The 16,179-nt window shown below is 51.8% G+C and carries 17 protein-coding genes; 11 read left to right on the plus strand and 6 right to left on the minus strand.

Translation table 11 applies throughout. The features are described from left to right. Positions 1-12 precede the first annotated feature (12 nt). From aat to infA, 3 genes are all read left to right on the plus strand, one after another. Positions 13-705, plus strand: a complete 693-nt coding sequence (aat, locus tag ACJJI6_RS06695; protein WP_475713440.1) for a leucyl/phenylalanyl-tRNA--protein transferase — start codon at positions 13-15, stop codon at positions 703-705. Further along, positions 698-1,417, plus strand: a complete 720-nt coding sequence (locus ACJJI6_RS06700; protein ID WP_413662222.1) for an arginyltransferase — start codon at positions 698-700, stop codon at positions 1,415-1,417. The genes aat and ACJJI6_RS06700 overlap by 8 nt, the downstream gene beginning before the upstream one ends. Before the next feature lie 125 nt (positions 1,418-1,542). Beyond that, complete coding sequence (infA, locus tag ACJJI6_RS06705; protein WP_010130378.1) at positions 1,543-1,761, plus strand: translation initiation factor IF-1; 219 nt, start codon at positions 1,543-1,545, stop codon at positions 1,759-1,761. Positions 1,762-1,858: 97 nt separating this feature from the next. Here the strand turns inward: infA and clpA are convergent, their stop codons facing one another. Then, positions 1,859-4,138 carry an ATP-dependent Clp protease ATP-binding subunit ClpA gene (clpA, locus tag ACJJI6_RS06710; RefSeq protein ID WP_475712901.1) on the minus strand — a complete coding sequence of 760 codons (2,280 nt, stop codon included), beginning with the start codon at positions 4,136-4,138 and terminating at the stop codon, positions 1,859-1,861. 134 nt (positions 4,139-4,272) lie between these two features. Further along, entirely contained in the window at positions 4,273-4,653 is a 381-nt protein-coding gene (gene clpS, locus ACJJI6_RS06715) for an ATP-dependent Clp protease adapter ClpS (protein WP_413662224.1), read from the minus strand. Between the two features lie 265 nt (positions 4,654-4,918). On the opposite strand from clpS, the gene cspD reads away from it, so the two are divergent. Then, complete coding sequence (gene cspD, locus ACJJI6_RS06720) at positions 4,919-5,218, plus strand: cold shock domain-containing protein CspD (protein ID WP_413662225.1); 300 nt, start codon at positions 4,919-4,921, stop codon at positions 5,216-5,218. Between the two features lie 104 nt (positions 5,219-5,322). Here the strand turns inward: cspD and icd are convergent, their stop codons facing one another. Beyond that, positions 5,323-6,573 carry an NADP-dependent isocitrate dehydrogenase gene (gene icd, locus ACJJI6_RS06725; RefSeq protein WP_020415259.1) on the minus strand — a complete coding sequence of 417 codons (1,251 nt, stop codon included), beginning with the start codon at positions 6,571-6,573 and terminating at the stop codon, positions 5,323-5,325. Positions 6,574-6,722: 149 nt separating this feature from the next. Between icd and ACJJI6_RS06730 the strand changes: the two genes are divergently transcribed. The 6 genes from ACJJI6_RS06730 (at position 6,723) to ACJJI6_RS06755 (ending at position 12,309) form a co-directional block, all read left to right on the plus strand. After that, positions 6,723-7,325 carry a pseudouridine synthase gene (locus ACJJI6_RS06730; protein WP_444897515.1) on the plus strand — a complete coding sequence of 201 codons (603 nt, stop codon included), beginning with the start codon at positions 6,723-6,725 and terminating at the stop codon, positions 7,323-7,325. 97 nt (positions 7,326-7,422) lie between these two features. After that, positions 7,423-8,568, plus strand: a complete 1,146-nt coding sequence (gene mnmA, locus ACJJI6_RS06735) for a tRNA 2-thiouridine(34) synthase MnmA (protein WP_444897516.1) — start codon at positions 7,423-7,425, stop codon at positions 8,566-8,568. Positions 8,569-8,574: 6 nt separating this feature from the next. Continuing rightward, positions 8,575-9,213 carry a high frequency lysogenization protein HflD gene (gene hflD / locus ACJJI6_RS06740; protein WP_413665869.1) on the plus strand — a complete coding sequence of 213 codons (639 nt, stop codon included), beginning with the start codon at positions 8,575-8,577 and terminating at the stop codon, positions 9,211-9,213. 15 nt (positions 9,214-9,228) lie between these two features. After that, entirely contained in the window at positions 9,229-10,602 is a 1,374-nt protein-coding gene (gene purB / locus ACJJI6_RS06745) for an adenylosuccinate lyase (RefSeq protein ID WP_475712902.1), read from the plus strand. 128 nt (positions 10,603-10,730) lie between these two features. Then, a complete protein-coding gene (locus ACJJI6_RS06750; RefSeq protein ID WP_475712903.1) occupies positions 10,731-11,885 on the plus strand; it encodes a JmjC domain-containing protein in 1,155 nt (384 codons plus the stop codon). 1 nt (position 11,886) lies between these two features. Continuing rightward, entirely contained in the window at positions 11,887-12,309 is a 423-nt protein-coding gene (locus ACJJI6_RS06755) for a GNAT family N-acetyltransferase (RefSeq protein ID WP_444897519.1), read from the plus strand. Between the two features lie 49 nt (positions 12,310-12,358). Here the strand turns inward: ACJJI6_RS06755 and ACJJI6_RS06760 are convergent, their stop codons facing one another. Further along, a complete protein-coding gene (locus tag ACJJI6_RS06760; RefSeq protein WP_444897520.1) occupies positions 12,359-12,964 on the minus strand; it encodes a TMEM175 family protein in 606 nt (201 codons plus the stop codon). A gap of 493 nt (positions 12,965-13,457) precedes the next feature. Here ACJJI6_RS06760 and ACJJI6_RS06765 point away from each other — a divergent pair, with 493 nt between their 5' ends. Further along, positions 13,458-14,756 (plus strand): MFS transporter, encoded by a 1,299-nt coding sequence (locus ACJJI6_RS06765; RefSeq protein WP_475713441.1) that lies wholly within the window; start codon positions 13,458-13,460, stop codon positions 14,754-14,756. Here ACJJI6_RS06765 and ACJJI6_RS06770 read toward each other — a convergent pair. Beyond that, complete coding sequence (locus ACJJI6_RS06770; protein ID WP_444908091.1) at positions 14,718-15,305, minus strand: flavodoxin family protein; 588 nt, start codon at positions 15,303-15,305, stop codon at positions 14,718-14,720. The genes ACJJI6_RS06765 and ACJJI6_RS06770 overlap by 39 nt on opposite strands. Continuing rightward, positions 15,302-16,147 (minus strand): arylamine N-acetyltransferase family protein, encoded by an 846-nt coding sequence (locus ACJJI6_RS06775; RefSeq protein WP_475712904.1) that lies wholly within the window; start codon positions 16,145-16,147, stop codon positions 15,302-15,304. The genes ACJJI6_RS06770 and ACJJI6_RS06775 overlap by 4 nt, the downstream gene beginning before the upstream one ends. Positions 16,148-16,179: the final 32 nt, after the last annotated feature.

Here is a 16,179-nt window from a genome sequence, read left to right on the forward strand (position 1 = left end):
CAAAGCCGCCTGATGTGGCTCGACCACACCGTTGTAGACTTTCCCCCAACTGAATTCGCACTGGATGACCCCAATGGCTTGCTGGCAGCCGGAGGAGATCTGACTCCCGAGTGGCTGGTTGAAGCCTATCAAAGAGGGGTCTTCCCCTGGTATTCAGATGACCAGCCGATCTTGTGGTGGAGCCCCTCCCCTCGCTGCGTGGTTATCCCGCAAAACTTTCGTATTGGCCGCACTTTGCGCAAAGTATTGCGCCGAGGAACCTTTTCGGTCACCTTCGACCAAGCCTTTGCCGAGGTAATTGAGGCCTGCCGTGCCCCCCGGGCGGATGAAACCGGCACATGGATCACCGATGAGATGTGCGACGCCTATATCGACATGCACCATCAGGGATTTGCCCACTCTGTGGAGGTTTGGCGCGACGGTCGACTCGTTGGCGGACTCTATGGTATTGCGCTGGGGCGAGTGTTCTTTGGGGAGTCGATGTTTCACCGGGAGACAGACGCTTCAAAAGTCGCTTTTGTCCACCTCGTTCGGCAATTAGAATTGTGGGGCTGCCCACTGATCGACTGCCAGGTGAGCAATCCTCATCTCAGCAGCCTTGGGGCGGTGGAAATGTGTCGTAAGGATTTCGAACAACTGCTGGCAGACGGCGTTAAGCAGCCGCCTTTCCCGCAGCCCTGGAAGCTTTCGTGGACTTATGGGTAAATACTCTCAGCTGGATTCAGTGCGCCTACTGGCCACCCTGCCCCACCCCTGCGGTTACCTGCCGGATCGGGAGGCAACAACGGTGTTTGTCGATCCACAAACAGAAGTGGATCAGCGTCTGTACAACCGCCTGTCAGAGCTGGGATTCCGGCGCAGTGGTGCCTACCTCTATCGCCCCCAGTGCGCGACCTGTCGCGCCTGTATACCGGCTCGCGTACCTGTGAGCCTGTTTGTCCCCGACCGCAACCAGAGACGCTGCTGGAAGCGCAACAAGGACCTGGACATATTCCATATCGAGTCCATCGATACAGATGAGCATTACGAACTCTACGCCCGCTATATCGAGCAGCGCCACGCCGATGGGGAGATGTACCCGCCCAGCCGGGAACAATACCGCAGCTTCCTGAGTCAGGCTTGGGGGTCTACTCGCTATATTGAGCTGAGAGCCCGCGGCAAGTTGGTGGCAGTGGCGGTAACAGATATCCTGACTGCCGGGTTATCGGCCATCTATACTTTCTTCGATCCCGATGAGGATAAACGGAGCCTGGGCAGTTACTGCATCCTCTATCAGATCGAATGGGCCCGGCGCTTGGGACTACCTAATCTCTACCTGGGGTACTGGATTGAGAAGTGCCACAAAATGGCCTATAAAAGCCAATTTCGCCCCATCGAAATGTTAAAAGAAAACCGCTGGAGCCTTAAATCGCTCTAGTTCAACACACTCTCCCTTTGCTCTATCTTGCCTTTTCGTGCAAAATGCTCGCCCGTCAAGCCGCGGCTAGGCCAAAGAGCCTCCGGGGTAAAGGTCTGATCAAGTTATTGTAAGGTTGCTGCCGCATGGCAAAAGACGATTATATTGAAATGGAAGGCGAGGTGATCGACACCCTGCCGAACACCACTTTCCGCGTAAAGCTGGAAAACGGACACGTGGTAATTGCGCATATCTCTGGAAAGATGCGTAAAAACTACATTCGCATTCTCACCGGCGACAAGGTGAAAGTGGAGCTGACTCCATACGACCTGAGCAAGGGCCGCATTACGTACCGCGCGCGCTAATTCGCTCAGAGGCCAAATTCCGCAAGGCAATTTGACCTGAAATAAAAAAGCCACCTCTTGGTGGCTTTTTTATTGCTTGACTGAAGCTAATTTAACTTTAGGCGGGCACCGCCGTTTTAATCGCCAGCTCATCATCTTCAATGGTGACGCAAACACGCCCACCCTCTTCTGCCAACTCACCAAAGAGCACGGCTTCTGCCAAAGGCTTGCGCAGCTTGTCGCGAATCAGACGGGACATAGGCCTCGCACCCATCTTCTCGTCATAACCCCGCACCGCCAGCCACTCTCGAGCCTCGTCATCAACAACCAGTGTCACCTTGGAGTCATCCAACTGGGCCTGCAACTCAACGATAAACTTATCCACCACCGTCTTCACGACATCCAGAGGCAGAGAACGGAATTGAATAATATTATCGAGGCGATTGCGGAACTCCGGGGTAAACATCTTCTTGATCTCCTCCATTCCATCGGTGGAGTGATCTTGATGGGAGAAACCGATTGAACGGCGGCTCATCACCTCAGCGCCCGCATTGGTTGTCATAATCAGGATGACATTGCGGAAGTCCGCTTTGCGGCCGTTGTTATCAGTTAGAGTACCGTGATCCATCACCTGCAAAAGCAGATTGAATACTTCGGGGTGTGCTTTCTCAATTTCATCGAGCAACACAACACTGTGAGGGTGCTTGGTAACCGAGTCTGTCAGTAAACCACCCTGGTCAAAACCTACATACCCAGGGGGCGCGCCGATCAGGCGGGAAACCGTATGGCGCTCCATATACTCAGACATATCGAAACGAATCAGCTCGATACCCATCACCTTCGCCAACTGGCGGCAGAGCTCTGTCTTGCCGACTCCGGTGGGGCCCGAAAACAGGAAGGAGCCGATGGGTTTCTCTTCAGAGCCCAGGCCGGCGCGACTCAGCTTAATCGCCGTACCCAGGGCATCAATCGCGCTGTCCTGCCCAAACACCACCATTTTGAGATTGTCATCCAGGCGTGATAACTGCTCCTTGTCAGAAGCAGACACGCTCTTGGCAGGTATTCTCGCCATCTTGGCGATAACCATCTCAATTTCACAGACCCCAATAACCTCTTTGCGGTCCTCTTCAGGCAGCAAAGATTGGTAGGCTCCCGCCTCATCGATTACATCAATGGCCTTATCTGGGAGGAATCGCTCGGTGATGTGACGACTGGATAGCTGCGCAGCAGCATCCAAAGCTCCATCGGTAAAGCGGACCTTGTGGTGATCCTCAAAGCAGCTTCTGAGCCCCTGCAATATTTGCACGGTCTCTTCCACTGAGGGCTCACTGACATCGATCTTTTGAAAACGGCGCGACAGCGCGCGATCTTTTTCAAAGATACCGCGATATTCAGTAAAAGTAGTGGAGCCTATGCAGCGCAATTGACCGCTGGAAAGTAGCGGCTTAAGCAGGTTGGAGGCATCCATGACGCCTCCTGAAGCGGCGCCGGCCCCGATGATGGTGTGGATCTCATCAATAAACAGTACGGCGTGCTCACGCTTCTTGAGCTCCGCCAGCAGCGCCTTAAAGCGCTTCTCAAAATCACCGCGATACTTGGTTCCCGCCAACAGGGAGCCGAGATCCAGAGAGTAAATAGTGCTCTCCTTCAAAGGTTCGGGGATATCCTCATCGACAATACGCCGTGCCAAGCCCTCAGCAATTGCCGTCTTGCCGACACCGGACTCACCCACCAACAGTGGATTGTTCTTGCGGCGACGAGCGAGAACCTGCGTGACACGCTCCACCTCAGGTGCACGCCCCACAAGCGGATCAATACGACCAAGAATTGCCTCTTGATTGAGGTTGGTGGCATAGCTTTCCAGGGGGTCGGAACCACCTGGCTCAGCGCCCCCACTAATTTCCTCATCTACCTGCTCAGGCGTAGTATCGGAACCGTGATGGTGATTATTACCACTGGAGCCAACGCGGGAAATTCCGTGGGTGATGTAGTTAACTACGTCTATCCGGGCAACACTCTGCTGCTTCAAGTAGTAAACAGCCTGGCTCTCCTGCTCACAGAAAATGGCGACCAGGACATTAGCCCCTGTAACTTCCTTTTTACCGGATGACTGGACATGGAATACGGCCCTCTGCAGGACCCTCTGGAAACCCAATGTCGGCTGGGTTTCTCGATCTGTATCGGCCTCCGGGATCAACGGTGTTGTGGAGTCCACAAACTCCAGGAGTTCACGGCGCAATGCACTTAAATCCGCCCCGCACGCATGTAGAACATCTGCTGCGGATTCGTTATCCAAGAGCGCCAGCAATAGGTGCTCAACGGTCATGAATTCATGCCGTTTCGCTCGAGCACCTTTGAACGCTAGATTAAGCGTTACCTCTAAGTCCTTGCTGAGCATCTAAACCTCAAACCCTAATCGCCAATATTTCCCGCCGACTCCGCTGGTAGGCGCGCACCCTTCGCCGGCGTTTATATCCTGGCTGATTCCCTTCAGGTGACGGGACCCTTTGTTCAAAGCAGTTTTTGTCAGAATCAATCCTCTTTGCTTTCGTCCGCTTCAATTTCACATAACAGGGGATGCTCATTCTCTTGAGCGAACTGATTGACCTGTGCGGCCTTTGTCTCCGCTATATCCCGAGTATAGACACCACACACTGCTTTTCCCCGTGTGTGAACCTGCAACATTAACTGTGTGGCGCGCTCCCGGTTTACTGAAAAAAACAACTCCAAAGTCTCAACAACAAAATCCATGGGGGTGTAGTCATCATTGAGCATAACGACTTTATACATCGGCGGCCGCTTCAGCTGCGGCGGCGCCTCCTCAAGGGCCAACCCACCATCGAAATCATCGAAGTACGGGTTGTCTCCATCGGAGTCACTGGAGCTTAGTTTAATGATTCGCGAAGTACTCATAACAATTATCAATGAATTCTATCGAGCCTGAAAATTGCACCCAATGCAACCTTCAATGACGTGACATTGTAACCTTATTTGACCTTTGACACAGCGGTCAGCGGGGAACCTTGACAATCCCCCAGCCGTTGACTACAAGAGGTAGTGACCGTTACATCAAACGTTAGTCGCAGATAGGATCGCAGCCGACTAACCAGCAGGTCAAATAAATATAAAAACTCTGTAAGGTGGCCAGGGGCCACTCAGGCAATTAGAGGGAATCGTTATGCCTACCGGTACTGTAAAGTGGTTCAACAACGCTAAGGGATATGGGTTTATTCTTGCAGATGAGGGAGGGGAGGATCTGTTCGCGCACTATTCCGCAATTCAGATGGAAGGCTACCGAACCCTGAAGGCCGGCCAGCAAGTCACCTTCGATATTATTCGAGGAGACAAGGGCTACCACGCTGCAAATATCTCCGCATTGACCTCCGAAACCACTTCACCCAACACTTCGAGCAAAAGCGAATCTGATGCAGTACACACAGAAAAGTCGAGGGAGAAGGAAGCGGAAGCTGTCGGCTAAGCGAGCCCAGCAAACAGACAATAAAAAAGCCCTTCACCAATGTGAAGGGCTTTTTTCATGGGGCTCGGGCCAACTTAAAGCCAGCCCGGCCTCACGGATGTAGCTTAAGCCATGTGCTTGATAACTTCGTCACCAAACGCAGAACAGGACTTCAGCTCAGCACCGTCCATCAGACGCTCGAAATCGTAGGTTACGGTTTTGGCTTCGATAGCCCCTTCCATACCCTTGATTACCAGGTCAGCAGCTTCGTTCCAGCCCAGGTGACGCAGCATCATCTCAGCAGAAAGAATCAGGGAGCCCGGGTTAACCTTGTCCTGGCCAGCGTACTTAGGCGCAGTACCGTGGGTTGCTTCGAACAGGGCAACGTCGTCGGACAGGTTTGCGCCCGGAGCGATACCGATACCACCAACCTGTGCAGCCAGTGCGTCAGACAGGTAGTCGCCGTTCAGGTTCAGGGTAGCAATTACGTCGTACTCAGCCGGACGCAGCAGGATCTGCTGCAGCATAGCGTCAGCAATTACGTCCTTAACAACGATTTCCTTGCCAGTCTTCGGGTTCTTGAAGCTGTGCCAAGGACCGCCGTCCAGCGGCTGAGCGCCAAACTCGTCGCGAGCCAGCTCGTAACCCCAATCAGCAAAGGCACCTTCGGTGAACTTCATGATGTTGCCTTTGTGTACCAAGGTTACAGAATCGCGATCCTGGTCCACAGCGTACTGGATAGCCTTGCGCACGAGACGCTTGGTACCTTCTGCAGAAACCGGCTTAACACCGATACCACAGTTCTCAGGGAAACGGATCTTCTTAACACCCATCTCGTCCTGCAGGAACTTGATAACTTTCTTAGCTTCGTCAGTGTCAGCTTTCCACTCGATACCAGCGTAGATATCTTCGGAGTTTTCACGGAAGATAACCATGTCTACCTTGTTCGGCTCTTTAACCGGAGAAGGTACACCGCTGAACCAGCGCACCGGGCGCTGACATACGTACAGATCCAGCTCCTGACGCAGGGCTACGTTCAGGGAACGGAAGCCGCCGCCTACTGGAGTGGTCAGGGGGCCTTTGATGCTAACAACGTAGTCTTTGATCGCTTCCAGAGTTTCAGCCGGGAACCAGTCGCCAGCGTAAGTCTCTGCCGCTTTCTCACCGCAGTAGATTTCCATCCACTCGATTTTCTTTTCGCCGCCGAAAGCTTTTTCTACAGACGCGTCGATCACCTTGCGCATTACCGGGGTGATATCCACACCGATGCCGTCACCCTCGATGAAAGGAATAACCGGGCGATTCGGAACATTCAGCGAACCGTCGGAATTGACTGTAACTTTTTCGCCGTCTGCCGGCACTTGGATATGACCCATATTGCGTAAACTCCCAAAATTCTATGACTTTTTAGGTCCAGCGTTGCTTGCACCGCTCCCCCGGGACCTTAGGGCGGGGATGAAAAACGGCGGGATTATAGCAGCCTCGGCTAATTTTTGTAGTTGGATTACAATACTCAATTTTTCTTATGGCAAAGATTATTCTCCTCAACAAGCCTTTTGGCGTATTAAGCCAATTTACAGATGATCAGGATCGCGCCACTTTGGCTAACTTTATCCAGCACAAGGGATTCTATGCGGCGGGCCGCCTGGACTACGATTCTGAAGGATTACTACTACTGACTGATGATGGAGCGCTACAACATCAAATCAGTCACCCCAAGCGGAAAATACCCAAAACCTATTGGGCCCAGGTGGAGGGTGAAATTACTGATGATGCCCTTTATATGCTCAGGCAAGGGGTCGACCTGAAGGATGGCCGAACCGCACCTGCCAAGGCCAAGCGCCTGCCTGATATGGAGCCCTGGCCCCGCACGCCGCCAATTCGCGAACGCAAATCGATCCCAACCAGCTGGCTGGAGCTGACTATCTCTGAGGGGCGGAATCGCCAGGTAAGGCGGATGACTGCGGCGGTAGGCTTCCCTACCCTGCGGCTAATCCGGGTGGCGATAGGCAGCTGGAAGCTCGACTCATTAAAGCCTGGCGAGTATCGAACGGAGGAGGTTTTTAGTGCTCCCAAGCCCCGAACAAAGCCGGCAAACAACCGCAATCGACCGCGCCGAAAGCGATAATCTATAACGGAAGATCAAAGCGGTCTTGGTCAAATGGGGCGTTCGCAGGTAAAATTCGCCCCCCTTTCATACCAGTGAAGTAGTGACTGTCCTTCTTATGCCTGATTCCACCCACAACAAACAGCCAAAGCGCGTCATCGTCGGTATGTCCGGCGGTGTGGATTCCTCTGTAGCCGCACACCTGCTGATCCAGCAGGGCTATCAAGTGGAAGGCCTGTTTATGAAAAACTGGGATGAAGACGACGGCACAGAATACTGTACCGCCAAGGCAGACCTGGCTGATGCCCAGGCAGTTTGTGAGAAATTGGGCATCAAGTTGCACACCGCCAACTTTGCTGCGGAGTACTGGGATCACGTATTTGAGTACTTCCTGGCAGAGTATAAAGCCGGGCGCACTCCCAACCCGGACATCCTGTGTAACCGGGAAATAAAATTTAAGGTCTTTCTTGAGTACGCCGAAGTGCTGGGTGCCGATGCAATAGCCACCGGGCACTATACCCGTCGCCGCGATATCGATGGCCGCACCTATTTATTGAAGGGCCTCGACGGTAACAAAGACCAGAGCTACTTCCTGCACGCGGTGGGAGAAGCCGAATTTGCCCGCTCACTCTTTCCTCTAGGAGAGCTGGAGAAGCCCGAGGTTCGCCGTATCGCTGAAGAAAACGGCTTTATCACCCACAACAAGAAAGACAGCACCGGCATCTGCTTTATCGGCGAGCGCCGCTTCAAGGATTTCCTCGAGCAGTACCTGCCCGCCCAGCCCGGCGATATGGAAACCCCAGAGGGTGAAGTCATGGGGCGCCACGCGGGCCTGATGTACCACACCATTGGCCAGCGCCAGGGGCTCGGTATTGGCGGCGTCAAAGGTGCAGGCGAACAGCCCTGGTATGTTGTCGGAAAAAACCTGGAGCGCAATGTCTTGATTGTGACCCAGGGTGCACACCACCCCCTGCTTTATGCAACGGGGCTGGAAGCAACACAGACCCACTGGATAAATGGCGCAGCACCGGGCAAAACTTTCCGCTGCCAGGCCAAGACCCGCTATCGCCAACCAGATCAGGATTGCACCGTGCACCTGCAGGACAATGGCGATTTGGTTGTAGAGTTCAACGAGCCACAACGCGCAATCACACCGGGACAATCTCTGGTACTGTACGATGGAGAAACCTGTCTCGGTGGTGCGGTGATCGAGAAAGCCACGGGAGTTGGCGCCGCAGTACCGGAAAAATACAAGAAAGATTAAGGAGTAATTTTGAATAACTGGCGGGATCAGGCACTGGCACTGGCAGGAATATTCCAATCCGCAACACTGGTGGAGCGCCTGGCCAAAACAGGCTCTGCACCGCAGGAACAGCTGGAAACCGGGGTATATAGCCTCTTCCAACTAAACCCTGATCGCACTGAAGATATATTCGCCGGTGCAGACAAGCTGCTGCCCGGCTTAAAAGTATCGCAGCAAATACTAAAGACCCGGCAACACCCGGAATATACCGACGGTCTACGCTACGCCCTCTCGGTGATCTACCTGCAGCGACAACTCAGCAAGAATAATGACCTGCTATCAATCATTGGCAGCCGATTGGATAAGGCCAAGACTCAAGCAGAGCACTTCGAACTGACTCACGAGAATGTATTTTCCAACCTCGCCAGTATCTACAGCGATACGCTAGGTACCTTCCGTTTCCGGATTCAAGTACTGGGTGACTTCAATTACCTGCAACAGCAGCGTATTGCCAATCAAATTCGCTCCATGCTATTTGCCGGCATCCGCTCGGCAACCCTATGGCGACAGCTGGGTGGGCGTCGCCTGCACCTTCTGTTCCAGCGCAAAAAGCTTTTGAATGCGACCAACGAATTGATCGCACATATCGAATCTATAGAACACTAATCCCGGAGATTTACTATGACAGTTGAGCTTTCCGCACTCACAGCGGTATCCCCTATTGATGGTCGCTACGAGAGCAAGACTGCCCCCCTGCGTGAAATTTTCAGTGAATACGGCCTGATCCGCGCCCGCGTTGAAGTGGAAGTACGCTGGCTGCAAAAACTTTCCGCACATAAAGAGATCGCCGAAGTTGAGCAGTTCGACGAAGCTGCCAACAAGCTGCTCGACAGCATTGTGGCCGACTTCTCCCTGGAAGATGCTGAGCGCATCAAGGAAATCGAGCGCACCACGAACCACGATGTAAAAGCGGTTGAATACTTCCTCAAGGATAAAATCAGCAGCAATGCCCAGCTGGCAAAAGTGAGTGAATTCGTACACTTTGCCTGCACCTCTGAGGACATCAATAACCTGTCCCACGCCCTGATGCTTCGCGCCGGCCGCGACAACGTCATGTTGCCTGCGATGGAAGCCCTGATTGACGCTATCGCAGGCCTGGCCCAGGACTTTGCCGATGTACCCATGCTGTCCCGTACTCACGGCCAGACTGCCAGCCCGTCTACTGTTGGTAAAGAACTTGCCAACGTGGCCGCGCGTCTGCGCCGCCAGGTAGCCCAGATTAAAGCGGTACCGCTGCTAGGTAAAATTAACGGTGCGGTAGGTAATTACAACGCTCACCTGTCCGCCTATCCCAATATCGATTGGGAGCAAAATGCTGAAGAATTCATTTCTTCTCTCGGTCTTAGCTGGAACCCCTACACCACCCAGATCGAGCCCCACGACTACATTGCTGAGCTGTTCGACGCTGTTGCCCGCTTTAACACCATCCTGATCGATTTTGACCGCGATGTATGGGGCTACATCTCCCTGGGTTACTTCAAGCAAAAAGTCGTAGCCGGTGAAGTTGGCTCCTCCACCATGCCGCACAAAGTTAACCCCATTGACTTCGAAAACTCCGAAGGCAACCTGGGTATCGCCAACGCCGTATTCCAGCACCTGGCCGCCAAACTTCCAGTATCCCGCTGGCAGCGCGACCTGACAGACTCCACCGTGCTGCGCAATATGGGGGTGGGTGCGGGCTACTCCGCCATTGCCTATGCCGCCACCATGAAAGGCCTGGGCAAACTGGAAATCAACCGCGAGCGCCTGGCGGAAGACCTGGATAATTCATGGGAAGTATTGGCAGAGCCGATCCAAACGGTTATGCGTCGCTACAACATTGAAGAGCCTTACGAAAAACTGAAGGCCCTTACCCGTGGCCAGGGCATCACCCGTGAAACCCTGAAAGTATTTATCGAAAACCTGGAGATTCCCGCAGAAGCCAAAGGCGATCTGCTGGAAATGACTCCGGCATCCTATATCGGTAATGCCGTAGAACAGGCTCGCAAAATTTAACCGAGCCCAGCTACCAGCCGCACCCAGTGCGGCTGGTCATCTTTTAAGAAATACAAAAGTACGCTGGATAGTTTTCGAACCTCAGAATATCCAGATACAACCCCAGCCTTCTGACAGTGAGAGTTACCGTGGCCAGCCCCCTTACCCATCTTGGCGACATGCCCATCGAAGTTTTTATGCGTGAATACTGGCAGCAGAAACCCCTGCTGATACGCAATGCTTTCGCCAACTTTGAATCACCCATCTCGGGTGAAGAACTCGCAGGTATGGCCCTGGAGGAAGCGGTCGAGTCTCGCTTGGTATTGGAAAATGGTGAAAGCGGCCCCTGGGAGCTGCGCACAGGTCCATTCACTGAAGAAGATTTTCTCTCCCTCCCTAAAACCCACTGGACCCTGCTGGTACAAGCTGTCGATCAGTGGATGTCAGAAATTGCTGAACTAAAAGATTTCTTCCGCTTTATCCCCGACTGGCGTCTGGATGATGTGATGATCAGTTACGCCGCCGATAAGGGCAGCGTTGGCCCCCACTACGATCACTACGATGTGTTTCTTCTCCAAGCCGAAGGCAAACGCTTGTGGCAGCAAGGCCCCAAAGTGGATGAAAGCAATCCCCGCCTGGAAGGAACGCCCCTCAATATCCTGAAAGAATTCGAAGCAGAAAATAGCTGGGTACTAGAGCCCGGCGATATGCTCTACTTGCCGCCCCAATACAGCCATTGGGGAATAGCCGAAGGTGGGTGCACCACGATCTCTATTGGTTTCCGCGCCCCTTCCGCCGCAGCGATCCTCGAAGATCTCGCCGCTGAAGTTGCTATGGATTTGCCGGACAGCCAGCGTTACACCGATGCCCGTGCTGAAGTGGCGAAAAACCCAGCGGAAATTGACCCCGCCTCTGTTGCCCGCCTGCAACAACAACTCGGCGAATGGCTGCAGCAGCCGGCGAAAATCGCCCAGTGGTTTGGCGCGATTATGACCGAAGCGAAATACCCGGATACTGTCGCCCTGGACGCTGACGACGCTGCAGACTGGCGCGAACAAATGCCCCAGGGAGCACAACTGGTTTTAAATCCCGCTTCCCGCACCGCCTTTTGCCGCGAGCCAGCCACTTTATTTGTTGATGGTGAAGCCTTCCCCTGCCCCCTGGCATTTGCCGAGCAGTTTGCTGAATCCCATGAAATATCATGGGATGATATCGAAGCCTTCCCGGAAATTGCCGAAGACAGCGGCATTCTCGATCAGCTGGTTGCACAGGGCACCCTGATCTACCCTCCTAAGGATTTCTGAGATGCCAGTAGCTATACGCCTAGCCGATTGGGACACTGACCGGGACGCAATTCGCTCAATACGCGAGGCCGTTTTTGTGCAGGAACAACAGGTACCCGCAGACCTGGAATGGGATGATCAAGAGGAGACATCCCAGCACTTCCTCGCCTACCGCGAAACAACTCCGGTTGCCACCGGACGCCTCACCCAAGGCGGAAAGATTGGTCGTATGGCTGTGCAGAAGTCTTCACGTGGGTGCGGCATCGGGGCCCAGCTATTGCAGGCCATCTGTGAGCGGGCGAAGGAACAAAACTTTCAGCAAGTCCATTTACATGCACAGCAACATGCTGAGGGGTTTTACTTGCAGGCTGGGTTTGAGGTGGAAGGCGACGTGTTTTACGAAGCGGGAATTCCCCATTTCAAAATGGTGCGCAGCCTGATTTGACCATTTTGAGGCCTGCCACCAGCAACCATATGGCAGGCCCAGCCCCATCTCAACTCTCTACTGGGGCATAGCGCTTCTCGACAAAGTGAGCCAAAGGCGCTATCCCCAACACATATACTATCCAGAGCCCAAGCCCCCAATAGGGATTGAAAAGGGTCAACAAGCACGCCAGGATACTGGTACACAACATCACCATGCTGACCACTAGTACACGGTGCGCGGATACGTTCGTTCGGTTCGCAGCGACACACCACATACCCGCAATTGCGATAGCGGCCACCGCGTAGCTGGCTGACAATAAGATCACTGACCAAACCTGGTCTGGATACTCCCCCATCAAACTTGCAGGAAAAGGAATAAACGCCACCGCCCCCAATAGCAAAAAGTTAAAACTGGTAAAGGCAACCGATTTAAATTGGTGGTCCGACATTAGATGATTGTGGGTAAGCCATAGCCGACAGAGAATCGCAAAGCTCAGTATCCAGGAAAAAAAGTGGGGCAACTGCTGAAGGATATTGCTGTGGAAATCCTCGCCGGGCTTTATATCCTCCAGATCGGGAATCTGGATATTAAAAACCAACAGCGTCATAGCAATGGCAAAAACACCATCACTGACGGCATTAATACGGCTAGCCAAGAAAGACTTTCGACGCATGGGCCACCATCGATTGCCAGGGTTGCATACTCATTAAAGCCCAGTCCCGAAGCAAGATCTCACCTCTAGTTTCAATATGCCAACAGCGTTCACACCACTCACATCCCTTCCACCTGATAACGAGCCACGGAATGTTTCTATTGAGGAGATGAAATCATATGATAACGACTTTGTAAGTGTATTCTTTTAAACAAAGAGTCTATTGAAGCTCCTCAATACGGCACCGCCTAGCAAATAGCATTCAACTTCAACAGCCGTTGGCGATATTTTGATCAAACCTAGCTGCCCGATCGATTTCAATCCTGCTTACTATCAACTACTTGTGTTCGGGCTACGGCTCCTAATTGCTCTAAGATCTATCTAATGCGACTTGTTTCATATCCATTTAAAACCCTAGCGCTTTATCCCTATTGGTCGCTGCAATCATAAGCAGGAGCTGAGGAGTGAAGCCCAAGGCCGAGACGTGGCAATAGACACCGATAAAGAAAAGCCTATGGGGCAGAAACACTTCCGCTACGCGTCTTGGACAGTTGCAGTCATATTTTTCAGCGCCAGCGTAACCAACTCAATCCTATTTGCCCTACTATCACCTAGCCTCACTCAAGAACTCAATCTCAACCATCAAAGCTTAGGGATGCTGGGAGGATATTACTTTGTCGCCTATTCTATTGGTCAACTGACACTTGGCTCACTATTGGGCCCTATAAGTCCACGGTATTTACTGAGTATCTCAGCCACCCTCGCCGCTAGCGGCTGTGTAATTTTTGCCAGCAGTCATTCTTTCGGAACAGCCCTTACAGGGCAGCTCTTAGTCGCACTTGGATTATCCAGTAGCTTTTTGGGAGTTATCTATGTTATCGGGCGGGATTTACCTAATAAGTTTTCACTGATGGCCGCTGTTAGCCAAGGACTAGCTAACTTCGCAGCAGCTTCACTCTCATTACTTATCGGTTTGTTCGATACCGAAGTCTCATTCCGGGAGCCCTACTTCATCGCAGCGCTATTTTTTATTTGCCTTGCTGTGCTGCTATTTATTTTTATTGGCAGCAATCAAAACTCTTCCCATGAACTCTCTGCCAAAAAAGCCACTCAATTTGACAAGCTAAATTCATGCTTCAAATCAAGAGCTTTTTGGCTGGCCCTCACCTTTTACTCCTGCCTTTTCGGCGTAATTATCGCCTACTCTGATTTATGGAATATACAGTTCCAAGTTGATTTTTTTCGTGAAACATCCAGAGAAAGTGCCCTACTCAATGCGATGATTTCAACGGGTATCATTATCGGCAGCTTTATTGTCGGTGCTTGGTCTCATTATCGGGGAGATTATGTAATTCCAGCGAGAACTTTTAGTTTCCTCTCAATTATTGCTGTCACAGCTTTACTGAGTATTCACTTGTCGGACTCCTGGACTTTGACGGCAAATTTTCTCTTAGGATTTGGCCTCAGCAGCTCAATTCTATCTCTCTCGATAGTACAATCTGAACTTCCTGAAAAGGCGCACGCCATTGCCTCTGCCCTTATTGTAACTGGGGGCTTTGTTTTAGGAGGGGTAATTCAAACCCTCATAGGGCTCTCACTTGATCAAGATATAGAGTTCGCTTATATCCGCTCCCTCAGCGATTTATTAGCCAGACTTTTTGACTTTGCTCCACAACCAACACAGAAATTCTACAATTACCAAGCGGGATTTCAGCTAATCGGGATTATCGTCATCGTAGGCTGCATCAGCAGCCTACTTTTGAGCAGCAAAAAGCTAGTCAAGAAACGTGGTCCTAAAATCGGAAGTTCGTAGTGCTAAGCCTGCGATTCGACGTCCTAAATGTACGGCTGTCAGTCGGTCCAACTCATGAATTTCACCAGCTCCTTCAGCGACAGCTACCAAGCCCGACTGACAACCACCCCGGTTTCTACCCAGGGAATCTTGACTCGGTAGAATATCCAGGGGAACCCACAACATGCCCATTTGTGCAGCAAAGACCTGTAGAGTCCTGATGGTACCTAGCTGATCACCACTAAAATTACTACCAACAGTAAATCCTGCAGCTAACTTATCCAGCCAGCACCGATCTCCATAGCGCTCACTTGCTGCATCCATAAATGCTTTGAATTGAGCGGAGACAGTACCCATAAAGGTCGGCGAACCCATTACTATGGCTTCACATTGATCCAACTGAGCTAATAATGACTGATCTTCATAACGTCCGTGAAGAATGCTCTCTCCCTGAATCTCAAGGGCAACACCAATACACTTCTCTAGCGTGTTAACCCCCTCCACCACGGACTCCGCAAGAACTTTACTGCAACCAGATACAGAATGGTAAACAACACCTACCCTCTTCATATGACTCGCTCCGCTATGCCGTCTGACTCAAATATCCGGCCTAACTTTTGATCAATTTCTCTGCCAGACGGCACTTCTATCCCAAAGATATCCAGTAAAGTAGCCCGAAGCTCATCAACATCCGCTAACATGACAACACTCTTGGAGCCTAAAAGTGGTTGATAGCTTAACTGTCTATTGAAAAGTGTATGCCGCCCCTCTGGGAAAGACCGAGCAACAATCAAGTGCTCTACAAACCTGGATTTAGGGTGCGTTGAACAATACCAACTACCAATTTTATAATCGCCATGAGTTTTAGGTTTCAAGTCAAAGCTGTACATAGGTTGCCAACCACTATCGGTTGTAACCTCTAACAGGTACTCATCATCTATTAAAGTAAAGCGGTAAACACCGTGCGGTGTGCTCTGACGATCACTGGAGTCTAAATTGAGTGGTGCAGTCAAAGTGTTACTTCCAAATCCCGCATCTATCAGGAAGCGTGTACCCTCAAGCTCCACCATCAGAATCATATGCGACTGAGCGGGTTGATGCCCTATCGGCATTTGCCACAGTATCCGTGCGGCGAGGTTCGTAACTTTAAAACCGATTTGCCCTAACACTGCCCCTAATAAGGCATTTTGCTCGTAACAATAACCTCCACGTTTTTGTTGTACTAACTTGGCCTCAATAGATTCCAACTCAATATCCACGGGGCTTCCCAAAAATGAAGTGACGTTCTCGAATGGAATCGTACGGACGTGCTGGGTCAACAACTGCTGTAGACACTGCAAGTTAGCACCCGGGGCTCCATCAAAATTAATACGGTCTAAATATTGCTGCAAGTAAATACCAGGGGTACCCATCTCGATTGTCTCCTCAAAATCCGGGCTCATAA

The organism is Microbulbifer maximicatervae (SeqCode) (assembly GCF_056232625.1).